The following is a 16,249-nucleotide window of genomic DNA, read 5'->3' as shown; positions in this document are numbered from 1 at the left end:
TATGAGACAGCTAGCGAAGGATATCGATGCTTTTTTGAATGAGGTGATTTTGCAGGCAGAAAATCAGCATGAAATCCTAATAGGTCATTGTACTAGCGAGGTGGCCCTGACCAATACCCAGGAGCATATTCTCATGCTCTTGTCAGAGGAATCTTTAACAAATTCAGAATTGGCGCGTCGCCTCAATGTCAGTCAGGCAGCAGTTACCAAGGCCATTAAGTCTTTGGTCAAGGAAGGGATGTTGGAAACATCTAAAGATCCGAAGGATGCGCGTGTGATTTTTTATCAATTGACTGATTTGGCTCGCCCAATTGCTGAGGAGCACCACCATCACCATGAGCATACACTTTTAACCTATGAACAAGTGGCGACTCAGTTTACTCCAAATGAACAAAAAGTGATCCAGCGGTTTTTGACTGCTTTAGTAGGAGAAATCAAATAATGAGATATATTACGGTAGAGGATTTATCCTTCTATTATGATAAGGAGCCCGTTCTTGAACATATCAATTATAGTGTTGATAGTGGGGAATTTGTTACCTTGACGGGGGAGAATGGGGCAGCTAAGACGACACTGATCAAGGCTAGTCTTGGTATCCTCCAACCACGCATTGGCAAGGTGACTATTTCAAAGACAAATACACAGGGTAAGAAATTGAGAATAGCCTACCTTCCTCAACAGATTGCCAGTTTTAATGCGGGTTTTCCAAGTACGGTTTACGAATTTGTCAAGTCGGGTCGTTATCCACGAAAAGGCTGGTTCCGTCGCTTGAATGCTCATGATGAGGAGCATATCAAGGCTAGTCTGGATTCAGTTGGCATGTGGGAACACCGAGACAAACGCTTGGGTTCTCTATCTGGAGGACAAAAGCAGCGAGCGGTGATCGCACGTATGTTTGCTTCGGATCCAGATGTGTTTATCCTAGATGAGCCGACAACGGGGATGGATGCAGGAAGTAAAAACGAATTTTACGAACTCATGCACCACAGCGCCCATCATCATGGCAAGGCTGTTTTGATGATTACTCATGACCCTGAAGAAGTTAAGGACTATGCGGACCGCAATATTCATCTAGTCCGTAACCAAGACTCGCCATGGCGTTGTTTCAACGTTCATGAGAATGATCAGGAGGTGGGCCATGCTTAGTTTGTTATCTTATGACTTTATGCAACGTGCCTTTCTGGCCGTTATTGCCATGAGTCTTTTCTCGCCAGTATTGGGGACCTTCCTTATCTTGCGCCGTCAGAGTTTGATGAGTGATACCCTCAGCCACGTCTCACTTTCAGGTGTAGCCTTTGGTCTGGTACTAGGGATTTCTCCGACTATTTCCACTATTGCTATTGTCTTGATTGCGGCGGTCTTTCTGGAGTATCTCCGTACGGTTTACAAGAGCTTTATGGAAATCGGGACAGCTATCCTCATGTCAACGGGTCTGGCTGTTTCTCTGATTGTCATGAGCAAGGGTAAAAGCTCGAGTTCTATGAGTTTGGACCAGTATCTTTTTGGTTCAATCGTGACTATCAGCGAAGAGCAGGTTATTTCCCTCTTTGTCATTGCGGCGGTTGTTTTGATTTTGACCTTCCTCTTCCTTCGTCCGATGTACATTTTGACCTTTGATGAGGATACGGCCTTTGTGGATGGCTTGCCAGTTCGTACCATGTCCATTCTTTTTAACATGGTGACGGGGGTGGCCATTGCCCTTATGATTCCAGCTGCGGGAGCTCTTCTGGTATCGACCATTATGGTCTTGCCAGCCAGTATTGCCCTGCGTCTCGGGAAAAACTTTAAATCGGTTATGCTGCTTGCCAGTGCTATTGGATTTTTGGGAATGGTAGCAGGACTTTACATTTCCTACTATGCAGAAACACCTGCAAGTGCAAGTATTACCATTATTTTTGTAACTGTCTTTTTACTTATTAGTTTAGTAAGACGTTTTATCAAATAGGAGACTAACGTGAAAAAAATTAGCTTATTGTTCGCCAGTCTATGTGCCTTGTTTTTAGTGGCTTGTTCCAATCAAAAGCAGGCAGATGGCAAACTAAATATTGTGACAACCTTTTACCCTGTCTATGAATTTACCAAGCAAGTCGCAGGAGATACTGCTAATGTAGAACTCCTCATCGGTGCTGGTACAGAACCCCATGAATATGAACCGTCTGCCAAGGCAGTTGCCAAAATCCAAGACGCAGATACCTTCGTTTATGAAAATGAAAACATGGAAACATGGGTCCCTAAATTGCTAGATACTTTGGATAAGAAAAAGGTCAAAACCATCAAGGCGACAGGCGATATGTTGCTTTTGCCAGGTGGTGAGGAAGAAGAGGGAGACCATGACCATGGAGAAGAAGGCCATCACCATGAGTACGATCCCCATGTTTGGTTATCACCAGTTCGTGCCGTTAAACTTGTAGAGCACATCCGTGATAGCTTGTCAGCAGATTATCCTGATAAAAAAGAGACCTTTGAAAAGAATGCTGCTGCCTATATCGAAAAATTGCAAGCCTTGGATAAGGCTTATGCAGAAGGCTTGTCTCAAGCCAAACAAAAGAGCTTTGTGACTCAACACGCAGCCTTTAACTATCTTGCCTTGGACTATGGACTCAAACAAGTCGCAATCTCAGGTCTCTCTCCAGATGCAGAACCATCAGCTGCTCGTCTGGCAGAATTGACAGAGTACGTCAAGAAAAATAAAATTGCCTATATCTACTTTGAAGAAAATGCTTCACAAGCACTTGCTAACACACTTTCAAAAGAAGCAGGTGTCAAAACAGATGTCCTCAATCCTTTAGAAAGTCTGACAGAAGAGGATACCAAGGCTGGCGAAAACTACATCTCCGTTATGGAGAAAAACCTCAAGGCTCTGAAACAAACAACGGACCAAGAAGGCCCAGCAATTGAGCCTGAAAAGGCAGAGGATACCAAGACAGTTCAAAATGGTTACTTCGAGGATGCAGACGTCAAGGACCGCACCTTGAGTGACTATGTAGGTAACTGGCAATCAGTTTATCCTTTCCTTGAAGATGGTACGTTTGACCAAGTCTTTGACTACAAGTCTAAGTTGACTGGTAAGATGACTCAGGCTGAGTACAAGGCTTACTATACAAAAGGCTATCAGACAGATGTCACTAAGATCAACATTTCTGATAATACTATGGAATTTGTTCAAGGTGGACAAAGTAAGAAATTCACCTACAAGTATGTTGGTAAGAAAATCTTGACTTACAAGAAAGGCAATCGTGGCGTGCGCTTCCTCTTTGAAGCCACAGATGCAGACGCTGGACAGTTCAAGTATGTTCAGTTTAGTGACCACAATATCGCCCCAGTTAAGGCAGAACATTTCCATATCTTCTTTGGAGGCACAAGCCAAGAAGCCCTCTTTGAAGAAATGGATAACTGGCCAACCTACTACCCAGATAACCTATCTGGCCAAGAAATCGCTCAAGAAATGTTGGCGCATTGATGAGAATCAAAGGATAGCTTTGTATGAGGCTATCTTTTTAGTTACAAAATAGATGGTTAACATTTTATTTTTAAAAATCGCAGTTAAAACTGCACAGCCTTCTTTAAATGTGCTATAATACAGGAAAAATAATGATGGAGGTCACGATAATGGCAACATTTTTGATGATTTTTGTGGTGGTTTGTGTGCTCCTATTGGTGATAGTCACACTGAGTACAGTTTATGTGGTTCGTCAACAGTCGGTGGCGATTATTGAACGCTTTGGGAAATACCAAAAGGTTGCCAATAGCGGTATTCATATTCGCTTGCCTTTTGGAATTGACTCGATTGCAGCACGGATTCAGTTGCGCTTGTTGCAAAGCGATATTGTGGTTGAGACCAAGACCAAGGATAATGTGTTCGTTATGATGAATGTGGCGACTCAGTACCGTGTCAATGAGCAGAGCGTGACAGATGCCTACTATAAACTCATGCGTCCAGAATCTCAGATTAAATCTTATATCGAAGATGCCCTTCGTTCTTCTGTTCCAAAATTAACCTTGGATGAATTGTTTGAGAAAAAAGATGAGATTGCCCTTGAAGTCCAACACCAAGTAGCAGAAGAAATGACTACTTATGGTTATATTATCGTGAAAACCTTGATAACCAAGGTTGAACCAGATGCAGAAGTCAAGCAATCCATGAATGAAATCAATGCGGCGCAACGTAAGCGGGTCGCAGCGCAAGAATTGGCGGAAGCAGACAAGATTAAAATCGTCACTGCAGCTGAAGCCGAAGCAGAAAAAGACCGCCTTCATGGTGTGGGGATTGCCCAACAACGTAAGGCGATTGTGGATGGATTGGCAGAGTCTATCACAGAACTCAAGGAAGCCAATGTTGGCATGACAGAAGAACAAATCATGTCCATCCTCTTGACCAACCAGTATTTGGATACCTTGAACACTTTTGCTTCTAAAGGAAATCAAACCATCTTTTTACCAAATACGCCAAATGGTGTTGATGATATCCGTACACAAATCTTGTCAGCCCTCCGTGCTGAGAAGAAATAATAGACTAAAGAGCCTGGAGTCAGGCTCTTTTTGTATCACCCTTGTATCTTTGAGAACTAAATCCTCCTCCACAAATTATAGAATCTTTTCTGAGGATTTAGGGAGTGATGGAGGAAGTCTTGAAAGCGCTTTTGTTTTGTGCTATAGTCAAGTAAATCGAGTTGTTTAAAGAGGAATGCCTGTATGAGAAGAGAAGAAGTTTTGCGAAATCACTGGTTTTTTAGCCAAGAGGTGGGGAAAGAAGAGGCCTTGGCGCCGGATTTTCATAGAGAAAATTGGCAGGCTATTCAAGTGCCACACGACTGGAGTATTTACAATGATTTTGACCAGTATTCGCCAGCGCAAAATGAGGGTGGTCAGCTAAATGGGGGTCAGGCCTGGTACCGGACGCAGTTTTACTTGGAAGAAGATGTTAGTCTTGTATCGGTGCGTTTGTTGTTTGATGGAGTTTATATGAATGCCCAAGTCTATATCAACGGGCAAGTGCTGGGCTATTATCCCAATGGCTACACACCTTTTTCTTATGATATCACGCCTTATCTAAGAAATGATGGGACGGCCAACCAGCTTGCGGTTTTTGTGGAAAATCAGCAACCTAGCAGTCGTTGGTACTCTGGTAGCGGTATTTACCGAGAAGTGAAATTGTTGATTACGGATTCGGTACATCTGGATTTATATGGGATTAAGATAGAAAGTCCCAAGCTAATGGAACAAAGAGATGGATGGGTGGAAACTCAGCTTACAAGTAAGGTTTCAAATGATGGAACTCAGTCCGTGTCGGTGTATTTGGAACAGAGTATCTGGTATGATGGACAACAGCTGTCAGACTGGCAGGTGACTGATTCTGTAATGATTGAGTCTGGGGAAAAATATCATTTCAAACAAGTCATATCAATTTTCCAACCTTTGCTTTGGGATATTGTTCATCCTTACCTTTACCAATTGAAGACTCGCCTATACAAAAATGGCATTTTGGTTGATGAAGAAGAGGAGACCTTTGGTTACCGCTATATGGATTGGCAAGCGAATAAGGGCTTCTTTCTAAATGGTCGCTGGTTGAAGATTCATGGGGTTTGTTTGCACCATGACTACGGAGCGCTGGGAGCTGTGGAAAATAGGTCAGCTGCTGAGAGACGCTTGCGCCAGATGAAGGAAATGGGCGTCAATGCGATTCGAATCACCCATAATCCAGCTAGTAGTATCTTGCTGGATGTGGCTGCTAAAATGGGGCTACTTATTCAAGAAGAAGCCTTTGATACCTGGTATGGAGGCAAGAAAGAATATGATTATGGTCGCTTTTTTGAGGAAGAAGCGACTCATCCAGAAGCGAAAGCAGGCGATTTCTGGTCAGATTATGATTTGCGCACCATGATTGAGCGTGGTAAGAACAATCCAGCGATTTTTATGTGGTCCTTGGGAAATGAAGTCAGCGAAGCAAATGGCGATGCTCATTCATTGAAGACGATTAAACGCTTGCTAGAAATGGTCAATGAGATTGATGATAGCCGTTTTGTGACCATGGGAATGGACCAGTTCCGCTTCGGAGATGGGTCTGGAGGTCATGAAAAGATTGCTGATTTGCTGGATGTGGTGGGCTTGAATTACTCGGAAGACAATATTGATGGGATTCGCAAAAGACATCCCAAGTGGCGACTTTATGGGTCTGAAACCTCATCGGCTACAAGGACGCGTGATAGCTATTTTCGCCCAGCTAAGGAATGGGTTGGGGATAATCGCCGCGTGCGGAATTTTGAACAGTCAGACTATGGAAATGATCGAGTTCCTTGGGGGAAGACAGCGACGGCTTCTTGGATAGCAGATAGAAATCGGCTAGACTATGCAGGTCAGTTTATCTGGACAGGAGTGGACTATATCGGTGAGCCGACTCCTTGGCACAATCAAAATGACACGCCCGTCAAGAGTTCTTATTTTGGGATTGTGGACACAGCAGGGATTCCTAAAAATGACTATTATCTCTACCAAAGTCAGTGGGTGGACCTAGATCAGCATCCCATGGTTCATATCTTACCTCACTGGAATTGGGAAATCCACAAGAGTTATCAACAAGTTGTGGATAAGTATGGGGATATCCCTGTTCGAGTGTATTCAAATGCTGGTTCTGTAGAGCTATTTCTAAATGGAAAATCTCAAGGTAGGAAGACCTTTCAGGAAAAATGGACTTCAGATGGCAGAAAATACCAAGAGGGACAAGGTTCTGACCAACTCTATCTGGAATGGCGTTTGCCTTATCAATCAGGAGAATTGCGTGCTGTGGCCTATGACCGTCAAGGGCAGCTTGTGGCAGAAGATAGGGTGGTGACTGCAGGCAAGCCAGCCCAAATCGGGTTACATGCCGAGAAAACACAACTGGAGCCAGATGGGCAAGACCTCCTCTATCTCTATTTTGATGTATTGGACAAGGATGGAAATTGGGTACCGACTGCTTCCAATCAGATTCATTTTGAAATTGAAGGACCTGCTCGTATTGTGGGTGTGGATAATGGAAGGCAGGCCAGTCGTGAACGTTATCAGGCTCAGAAAAATGGTCGATTTAAGCGGAAAGCCTTTCATGGCAGAGGTGTCCTTTTGGTTCAGAGCTTGGAGCAGGTAGGTCAAGTAAGAGTAAAAGCTAGTGCCAGAGGGCTAGAGCCAGCAAGTTTTGATCTTTTAGTGGGAGAGGCTTTGGATTGCCAGCCAGTGAAAAATAAGCGCTTGTTGGAGATTCGAGTGGACGATCAGTCAGGTTTGCAAGAAGGAGATTCCCCAGCTATTGGACTTTATCCACAAACTGTGGATAACCCTGTGAACAAGGTGGGGAATAGTGAAGTGATTTGGGAGACGAGTGGTAGTGCCCACGCCATTATCAAGCAGGGAGTACTTCATTGCTTGTCTGCAGGCGACTTGGCTATCCGCGCCAGTTATCAAGGGAAAACCTATCAAACTCACTTACAGGTTGCAGAAAATACCTCACTAGGGCAGGCAGTTTCTGTAAGACCACTTCGCTTGTATACAGATAAGGGGACTTATCCACAGCTTCCATCTTCGGTCTTGGTGGACTATGAGTCTGGTGGTACAAAACGAGTCAAGGTTATTTGGGAGGAGATTTCTGAAGAAGATTTGGCAAGATTTCATGAGTTTACGGTATCTGGTCAGCTAGAAGGTCTGGATTTAAAGGCTTCTGCCCAGGTTTGTGTTCAAGGGATTTGCGCTATTGAGCCTGAGAGGGTTTGGACGCTTGTCAAGGAACCCCCACACTTACCAGACCGAGTCAAGCTAGTCTTATCAGATGGCAGACGAGATATGGCCAAGGTGACTTGGGACGAGCTTGATTCTCAAATCTATGCTCAGGTAGGAGAATGTGTGCTCACAGGACAAGTAGCGAGCTGTGAGTTGCCGGCAACAGTCACTATCCATGTGACAGATGCCAGTGTAGATGGGGAAGTTATTTCCAATCAGTGGACAGGATCCAACCTGCCTCTGGTCTTTGCTTCTCATTCAGAACCGAATCACCTAGCCTCTTACCTCAATGACAAGGTCATTGCTCGGAAGAAATCGACAGCCAATACTTGGATTACCAAGTCAGAGCAAGCCAGCGTGGGCATTCTTTTTGGAGATGCAGGGATTTTAAAACCGCGATTTGTGGATAACCTGACCTTGTATTATGTTGAAAATCAAGAATATGTGGCCGTTGAGCCGACCTTTATCGATTATTATGTAGGGAATGAGCCTACCTTGCCTCGAACTCCAAATCATTTGGATAAGGATTCACTGCTCAAGCAAGAGCAGAATTGGCGCCCTGTATCAGCTATCCGAAAAGTTTCAAGCGACAAGGATGAGGAGCTTCGTTTTGAATTTGACAAGGTGGAAACTTATGCACTTCGTCTTCGATTTGAAGGCTTGACTAGTCCCCTAGCGTTAACAGAATTGCAAGTACATGCTAAAAAAGTAAAGAAAAATGTAGATAGGAAGTAGTATGGTAAGAGAAATAAAACCGCATGGCCCCTTGCCTAGTCAGGCCCAGCTATCTTATTTAGAGGATGAGCTAGCAGCCTTTATCCATTTTGGCCCCAATACCTTTTATGATCAGGAATGGGGGACAGGTCAGGAGGATCCTGAACGCTTTAACCCGACAAGGTTAGATGCGCGTGAGTGGATTCGCGTGCTCAAGGAAACGGGCTTTAAAAAGTTGATTTTGGTGGTCAAGCACCACGATGGCTTTGTCCTCTATTCGACAGCTCACACAGACTATTCGGTCAAGGCCAGTCCTTGGAGGAGTGGAGAGGGAGACTTGCTCCTTGAAGTATCCCAAGCTGCCACAGAGTTTGATATGGATATGGGGGTCTACCTATCGCCGTGGGACGCCCACAGCCCCATCTATCATGTGGACCGAGAAGCGGACTATAATGCCTATTATCTGGCTCAGCTGAAGGAGATTTTATCAAATCCTGCCTATGGAAATGGAGGGAAATTTGCTGAGGTCTGGATGGATGGTGCCAGAGGAGAGGGCGCTCAAAAGGTTAATTATGAATTTGAAAAATGGTTTGAAACCATTCGTGACTTGCAAGGAGATTGCTTGATTTTTTCAACAGAAGGCACTAGTATACGCTGGATTGGCAATGAACGAGGGTATGCAGGTGATCCCCTATGGCAAAAGGTGAAACCAGATCAGCTAGGGACAGAAGCAGAGTTGGATTATCTTCAGCACGGAGATTCGTTTGGCACGATTTTTTCAATCGGTGAGGCAGATGTTTCCATCCGGCCAGGTTGGTTTTACCATGAGGATCAGGATCCTAAGTCTCTTGAGGAGTTGGTCGAAATCTATTTTCACTCAGTGGGGAGAGGAACCCCGCTCCTACTTAATATTCCGCCGAATCAAGATGGGCTATTTGATGCAAAGGATATTGAACGACTTTATGAATTTGCCGTTTATCGCAATGAGCTCTATAAAGAAGATTTGGCTCTGGGAGCTAAGGTATCTGGTTCTGCTCTTTCCGCAGACTTTGCCTGTCACCATTTGACAGATGGCCTTAAGACCAGCTCTTGGGCAAGCGATGTAGACTTGCCCATCCAGCTAGAAATTGATTTAGGTTCTCCCAAAATCTTCGATGTGCTTGAGTTAAGAGAAGATTTGAAGCTGGGCCAACGAATCGCTGCTTTTCATGTGCAAGTAGAGGTGGACGGCGTCTGGCAAGAATTTGGTACGGGCTTTACAGTTGGTCATAAGCGTCTCTTGCGAGGTCCGCTAGTAGAGGCACAGAAGGTGCGCGTGATGATTACAGAGTCACAATCTATGCCTGTATTGACCAAGATTTCCCTCTATAAAACTCCTAGCTTATCACAAAAAGTAGTTGTTCAGGGTCTAGCATTTGCAGAAAAAAGCCTAGCTGTGGCAAAGGGAGAGACTCTTCATTTTAGGATTGAACGTAGCGAAAGTGACACTCCTTTGGAGGCTAAGGTTTCGATTCAACCGGGGACAGGTGTCCATGGTGTCGCCTACCAGGACGAGATTCAAGTCCTTCAATTCAAAGCAGGGGAAAGCAAAAAAGATTTGTGTCTACCAACCCTGTATTTTGCTGCTGATAAGACCTTGGATTTCTATCTGAATCTGACTGTTGATGGACAGTTGATTGATCAAGCTCATATTTTAGTTGAAACGAGATAAAATATCTTCACAATTCATTTCCTTTTCGAATAAATAGATAGAACCATCGAATCTAGTAATCTTAGATTTCAAACTATGGTATAATAGAAGGAGGAAATGGATGATTTTAAGACATCCGGGCATCAGCCCGACCAATGACTTGGTAGCTAAGAAAATCTTTAGCAACCCAGAAATCACTTGTCAGTTTATTCGCGATATGCTGGACTTACCAGCAAAAAATGTGACGATTTTGGAGGGAAGTAACATTCACGTCTTGCCTTCCGTACCTTACTCAGCGCAGGATTTCTATACCAGTATAGATGTCTTGGCGGAGTTGGACAATGGGACACAGGTTATCATTGAAATTCAGGTGCATCATCAGAATTTTTTCATCAATCGCCTGTGGGCTTACTTGTGCAGTCAGGTCAATCAAAACCTTGAAAAAATCCGCCAACGAGAAGGTGATACACACCAGAGTTACAAGCATATCGCACCTGTTTACGCTATCGCAATCGTGGATAGCAATTACTTCCAAGATGACTTGGCTTTTCACAGCTTTAGTATGCGCGAGGACACGACAGGTGAGGTCTTAACTATCACAAACAATGGACAGGAACACCATCTAGTCAAGATGGCATTCTTGGAATTAAGAAAGTACAGAGAAACCAGCAAGGATAGCGTTCGCAAGCCGTGGTTGGAGTTTTTCGGTAATAAACCCTTTACCCAACAACCCGAGCGAGCCATCAGCCAGGCAGACCAACTGCTGGACTACAAGAGCTGGTCCGAGGAGGACAGGAAAATGTTTAGTCAACTACGTATGCGCGAAGAACAAGCGTTATTGGCTCAGGATTATGCCTTGGAGACTGCTAGGGCGGAAGGTATTGAACAGGGATTGGAACGTGGTCGTGCAGAAGGTATTGAACAAGGTTTAGAGCGTGGACTTGAACGAGGAAAATTTGAAGGAAGTTTGTCTATGCTAGTAAATCTAGTCCGTCAAGGTCTTCTAACACCTGAGGTTGCCAGCCAGCAATTGGGCATGAGCGTCGCTGAGTTTGAGGCTCTGTTGTAAGACCAGCACTAATGGTCAGGAAAACCATCTGGTCAAGATGGCGTTCTTGGAATTAAGAAAATACAGAGAAACCAGCAAAGATAGCATTCGCAAGCCGTGGTTGGAGTTTTTCGGGAATAAGCCCTTTACCCAGCAACCCGAGCGAGCCATCAGCCAAGCAGATCAACTGCTAGACTATAAGAGCTGGTCCGAGGAGGACAGGAAAATGTTTAGTCAACTACGTATGCGCGAAGAACAAGCCTTGTTAGCACATGATTATGCCCTGGAAACAGCTAGGGCTGAAGGTATTGAACAAGGTTTAGAGCGTGGACTTGAACGAGGAAAAGTTGAAGGAAGTCTGTCTATGCTACTAAATCTCGTTCGCCAACATCTTTTAACTTCCGAGGTTGCCAGCCAGCAATTGGGCATGAGCGTTGCTGAGTTTGAGGCCTTGTTGTAAATAGTAAAAAATGACATGTTATCGCGTAAGATAGCATGTTTTGTTTTGTGTTTATACTCTTTAGGAGGCTCGCCAATCCATGTCATCGTCTCTTAGCTGTATCTAGCCAATTGTGCCCTGTCCATGAGGAGTTTTCTCGTTTGATCTTTAATTTTCTGAAGTATATTGTTTTTACGAATGATTTCTTTTTTTAAAGTCAGAATAGATGGTTTCATACTTCAAACTGATATATTTTACCTTTTTCGACCAATGTATGCCTTATTTTTCCAAATCGCAGATAAACAGCAAAATATCAACATATAATAATCTTAGAACTTTTTATTTATAAAAATGTGAAAAAATGCGGAATGGAATTTTCTGAAAATTACCTACATTCCCAAAACGCTTTTTTTTTTGCGAAAATTTTAAATTAAATTAGTTGCATATATATCAAAAATAAAGTAGAATAGTCAATGTAGGGATTCACACTAACTATAATAATTAGCCGTTGCTTAAGAATTGGCTAGTTTCGCGTGAAAATCCAAAATATATTTCAAAAAGGAGATCCTAAATTAATGGACAACAAATCATCAATGAGTCGCGTTGAGCGTCTACATCGTGAAAAGGTAACACGCTATTCAATCCGCAAGTATAGCTTTGGTGCGGCTAGTGTAGCCGTTGCTGCTCTTTTCATGTTCTTAGGAAATGGTGCTGTATCAGCTGATATGACTGCTGTTCAACCGCAAGGCGAATCAGAGCTTAAAGTTAAACCAAATGATGAAAATACTGGATTAGATAAGGTTCAGGGAGATACTACAAAACAAGTAGACAATACAGGTGTAGCGGAACCTACTGCTAAACCAGCAGCACAACCAATTGCAGAAGAGTCAACACAACCAGCTGCACCAGAAGTAACAACTCCAGCTTTGGACAAAAAGCAACTTGAAAACTACATTTCAGAAGTTAAATCAAAACTTTCTGCAGGCAAGTATGCTAATAAAACAGAGGAAAGCCTTGCTCTTTTGAATGGTGAATTGGCTTCTGCTGAGTCTACACTCGCTTCTGCAACTACTCAAGATGAATTGACAAAGGCTTATCAGAAACTAGTGACGTTTGTTAGTTCAGGGTTAAAAAACAAACCAAAAGAAGCTCCGAAAGTAACTCCAGAAGTAGACACTACTAACGTACAACCAACTGTAGGTAAAAAAGCAGAAAACACAGAACCAAAAGCTGGTACTAACTCAATCGAAAACACAGGTTCTAACGACCCACGTAACGGTAAAGTATTAGATAAAGATAATGCGTTTAGAACAAAAGCAACAGATAATCAAAAACCTGTAGCGGAAATTCCATACTCAGACCCAGCTCCAAATAAAAAAGAAGTATATCTTTATACTGGAGAAGAAGCTGATGTTGATATTACATTTAACGATGATTCAGGAAAAATTAAATCAGCTGCCCTTAAAAAAGGTGGAAATATTGCTTTAAATAACGTTGGTGGAAATCCAGATCTACAAGATAATGAATGGGGATTCACTGTAACAGCGATTAATTCTGAAACTGCAACACCAGCAAAAATTAAAGTTACTGGACAAGTTTCTGGTATTGCACAGGATAGACTTCCGAAAACAGAAAATGACTCGTTAGAGCTTGTAACTCGTTTTGCAACAGCAACAGATACAGATGGTGCAGAGATTGCTAATAATGCAGTAAAAAATAAAAATAATGGAGAAGTTGTTGGTACATATCTAACTGACCCAGGGGCTGTAACATTCGTATTAAAAGCACAAGCTAAAAAATATGATATAGTTACACCGACAGAAGCAGATAAAGTAGCAGTAGCAGATCCAACAGCAGTAACTGATGAAGAATTTGCTAAGATCAAAGCAAAATTAGAATATTCTAGAACTAATGAAGACAAAAATCTAGAGTCTAAACGTGGTGAGGCAGTAGATAATACTGATAACAAAGTTGCCACAATTACTAAAGAAGGTAATAACATTGTTGCAACATATAAAGATGGTTCTAAAGATGTAAGACCATTAACAGACTTCACTAAACTAGATAAACAACCTGCGATTGATGCAGTAAACACAGCAGCAACTGAGAAAATTGCAGCCATTAATGCTACTCCAAATGCTACTGATGAAGAAAAAGCAGCGGCAATTGCTAAAGTAAATGCTGATAAAACAGCAGCTTTAACAGCAATTAATGATGCTACTACAAAAACAACTCTTGATACAGCTAAAGAATCTGGTACAACTGCAATTTCTGCTGATAACCCAGTAGTAGCTAAAAAAGATGCAGCAAAAGCAGACGTAGAAACAGCTCGTAAAGCTAAAGAAGATGCAATTAAAGCAAATCCAAATCTAACACAAGCAGAAAAAGATGCAGCTATTGCGAAAAATAATGCTGCAGCAGCAGAAGCAACTAAAGCTATCGACACTGCAACAACTAACGACGCGGTAGATCAAGCTAAAACAGCTGGAACTACAGCGATTGGTAAAGTAAACCCAGTGGCAAAAGAAAATGCTAAAGAAGCAATTGCGAATGCTTTAACAGCTAAAAATTCTGAAATCGACAAACGTACAGATTTAACAGATGCTGAGAAAACAGCAGCAAAAGCTGAAGCTCAAAAATTAGCAGATGCAGAACTTGCTAAAATTAATGCACAACCTGACAATGCTGACACACCAGAGGCAGCGGCTGCAGCACAAAAACTTGTTGCTGGTGCAGAAGATAAAGGTGTAGCAGATGTAACATCTGTAAATCCAGTAGCAAAAGAAGCGGCTAAAAAAGCAGTAGCAGATGAGTTGACTAAGAAAGAAGAGCAAATCGACGCTCGTACTGATTTAACAACAGAAGAGAAAGCAGCAGCTAAAGAAGAAGCAAAAGCTAAAGCGAAAGAAGCAACAGATGCAATTGATGCACAACCAGACAACGCAGATACACCAGAAAAAGCAGCTGAAGCTCAAAAAGCAGTAGATACAGCTAAGAAAACAGGTGTAGATGAGGTTGCAGCTGTAAATCCAGAAGCAGTAACTAAACCAGCAGCCAAGAAAGCAATCGATGATAAATTAGCTGAGCAATTGAAAGCAATTGAAAACACTCCAGATGCAACAGATGATGAGAAGAAAGTTGCAGCAGATGCGGCTAAAGCTCTAGCTGAAGAAGCTAAGAAAGAAATCGATAAAGCTGGAACAGATGCTGAAGTTAAAAAACTTCAAGAAGAAGCTGAAAAAGAAATCGAAAAATCTGTACCAGTTGTAGAAGATAAACCAAACGCTCGTAAAGCAATTGATGACGAAGCAACAGCTAAAAAAGCAGCAATCGATGCTCGTGACGACTTGACTCCTAAAGCTAAAGAAGATCTTAAAGCTCAAGTAGATAAGATTGCAGAACAAGCTAAAAAATCTGTAGATGCAGCGAAAACAGCAGAAGCTGTTAATGGAATTGAAGAGTCAGATAAAGCGGCTATTAAAGCTGTAGGTGAAGTGAATATTCCGGCTGATAAAGTTCTTGTAAATGATCCAAGTGCTTTGACAGATGCTGAAAAAGCTAAGGTGTTAGAAGCTGTTAAGAAAGTAAATCCAGATGCTAAAGAAATCACTCAAGATGCAGATGGAAATGTTACTGTTACAACTCCAGATGGTCACCAAGAAATCATCACTCCTGAGCAAGTAGTGAAAACTGCTGATACAGCAAATGATCCAAAAGCAGGAAACGACGTAGTTAAACCAGCTGATAAAGTAGTCGTAAATGATCCAGCTAAGTTGACAGATGCTGAGAAGGAGAAAATTAAAGCAGCAGTTGAAGCTGTAAATCCAAATTCAATTGTAGTAGTTGATGACAAAGGAAATGCTAAAGTTTCAACTCCAGATGGTCAAACACAAGTTATTCCTGTAGAAGACTTAGTACGTACTGTTGAAGATACTAAGAAACCAAATGCAGGCAACGACATCGTTAAACCAGCAGATAAGACTGTAGTAGCAAATCCAGAAAAACTTACAGATGCTGAGAAGAAAGCGATCGAAGATAAAGTTAAGGCTGTAAATCCAGATGCAACAGTAGTTGTAGATGACAAAGGAAACGCAACAGTTACAACCCCAGCAGGTAAGACAGCGGTAGTTCCAGCAACAGACTTGACTAAGTCAGAAGCAGACGCAGCTAAACCAAATGCAGGCAACGACATCGTTAAACCAGCAGATAAGACTGTAGTAGCAGACCCAGAAAAACTTACAGATGCTGAGAAGAAAGCGATCGAAGATAAAGTTAAAGCTGTAAATCCAGATGCAACAGTAGTTGTAGACGACAAAGGAAACGCAACAGTAACAACACCAGAAGGAAAAACAGCGGTAATTCCAGCAACAGACTTAGTTAAATCACCAGAAGCTGCGACTAAACCAAAAGCAGGAAACGACATCGTTAAACCAGCAGATAAAACTGCAGTAACAAACCCAGAAAAACTTACAGATGCTGAGAAGAAAGCAATCGAAGACAAAGTTAAAGCAGTCAACCCAGGTTCAACTGTAGTAGTAGACGACAAAGGAAACGCAACAGTAACAACACCAGAAGGAAAAACAGCGGTAATTCCAGCAACAGACTTAGTTAA

At 42.5% G+C, this 16,249-nt stretch carries 9 protein-coding genes and 1 pseudogene; all 10 read left to right on the top strand.

Going from position 1 to position 16,249, the window contains the following annotated elements; genetic code table 11:
- Window position 1: 1 nt before the first annotated feature.
- Window positions 2–442 (top strand): zinc-dependent transcriptional regulator AdcR, encoded by a 441-nt coding sequence (adcR, locus tag M1F55_RS06960; protein ID WP_001249308.1) that lies wholly within the window; start codon window positions 2–4, stop codon window positions 440–442.
- Window positions 442–1,146: a metal ABC transporter ATP-binding protein gene (locus M1F55_RS06955; protein ID WP_001269496.1), complete on the top strand. Its 705-nt coding sequence runs from the start codon at window positions 442–444 to the stop codon at window positions 1,144–1,146. Before adcR ends, M1F55_RS06955 begins: the two co-directional genes overlap by 1 nt.
- On the top strand, window positions 1,139–1,945 hold the full coding sequence (locus tag M1F55_RS06950; RefSeq protein WP_000950030.1) for a metal ABC transporter permease: 807 nt from the start codon (window positions 1,139–1,141) through the stop codon (window positions 1,943–1,945). The genes M1F55_RS06955 and M1F55_RS06950 overlap by 8 nt, the downstream gene beginning before the upstream one ends.
- A gap of 9 nt (window positions 1,946–1,954) precedes the next feature.
- The gene (adcA, locus tag M1F55_RS06945) at window positions 1,955–3,460 is read left to right on the top strand and encodes a zinc ABC transporter substrate-binding lipoprotein AdcA (RefSeq protein WP_049546879.1); all 1,506 of its coding nucleotides are present in this window, start codon (window positions 1,955–1,957) and stop codon (window positions 3,458–3,460) included.
- A 164-nt stretch (window positions 3,461–3,624) separates the two neighbouring features.
- The gene (locus M1F55_RS06940) at window positions 3,625–4,509 is read left to right on the top strand and encodes an SPFH domain-containing protein (RefSeq protein ID WP_004235732.1); all 885 of its coding nucleotides are present in this window, start codon (window positions 3,625–3,627) and stop codon (window positions 4,507–4,509) included.
- A 183-nt stretch (window positions 4,510–4,692) separates the two neighbouring features.
- Complete coding sequence (locus tag M1F55_RS06935) at window positions 4,693–8,481, top strand: Ig-like domain-containing protein (protein WP_247947561.1); 3,789 nt, start codon at window positions 4,693–4,695, stop codon at window positions 8,479–8,481.
- Between the two features lies 1 nt (window position 8,482).
- Entirely contained in the window at window positions 8,483–10,171 is a 1,689-nt protein-coding gene (locus M1F55_RS06930) for an alpha-L-fucosidase (protein ID WP_247947560.1), read from the top strand.
- A 100-nt stretch (window positions 10,172–10,271) separates the two neighbouring features.
- A complete protein-coding gene (locus tag M1F55_RS06925; RefSeq protein ID WP_247947559.1) occupies window positions 10,272–11,219 on the top strand; it encodes an Rpn family recombination-promoting nuclease/putative transposase in 948 nt (315 codons plus the stop codon).
- A 4-nt stretch (window positions 11,220–11,223) separates the two neighbouring features.
- A pseudogene (locus M1F55_RS06920) lies at window positions 11,224–11,658 on the top strand (Rpn family recombination-promoting nuclease/putative transposase); the annotation flags it as partial.
- A 554-nt stretch (window positions 11,659–12,212) separates the two neighbouring features.
- The coding region (locus tag M1F55_RS06915) for a DUF1542 domain-containing protein (RefSeq protein ID WP_247947557.1) at window positions 12,213–16,249 on the top strand (4,037 nt) is incomplete at its 3' end.

The sequence above is a fragment of the Streptococcus mitis genome, from assembly GCF_023109235.1.
Taxonomy (GTDB): Bacteria; Bacillota; Bacilli; order Lactobacillales; family Streptococcaceae; genus Streptococcus; species Streptococcus mitis_DA.
The sequence above is the reverse complement of the archived record's forward strand: the minus strand, read 5'-3'. Positions and strand labels throughout refer to the sequence as shown.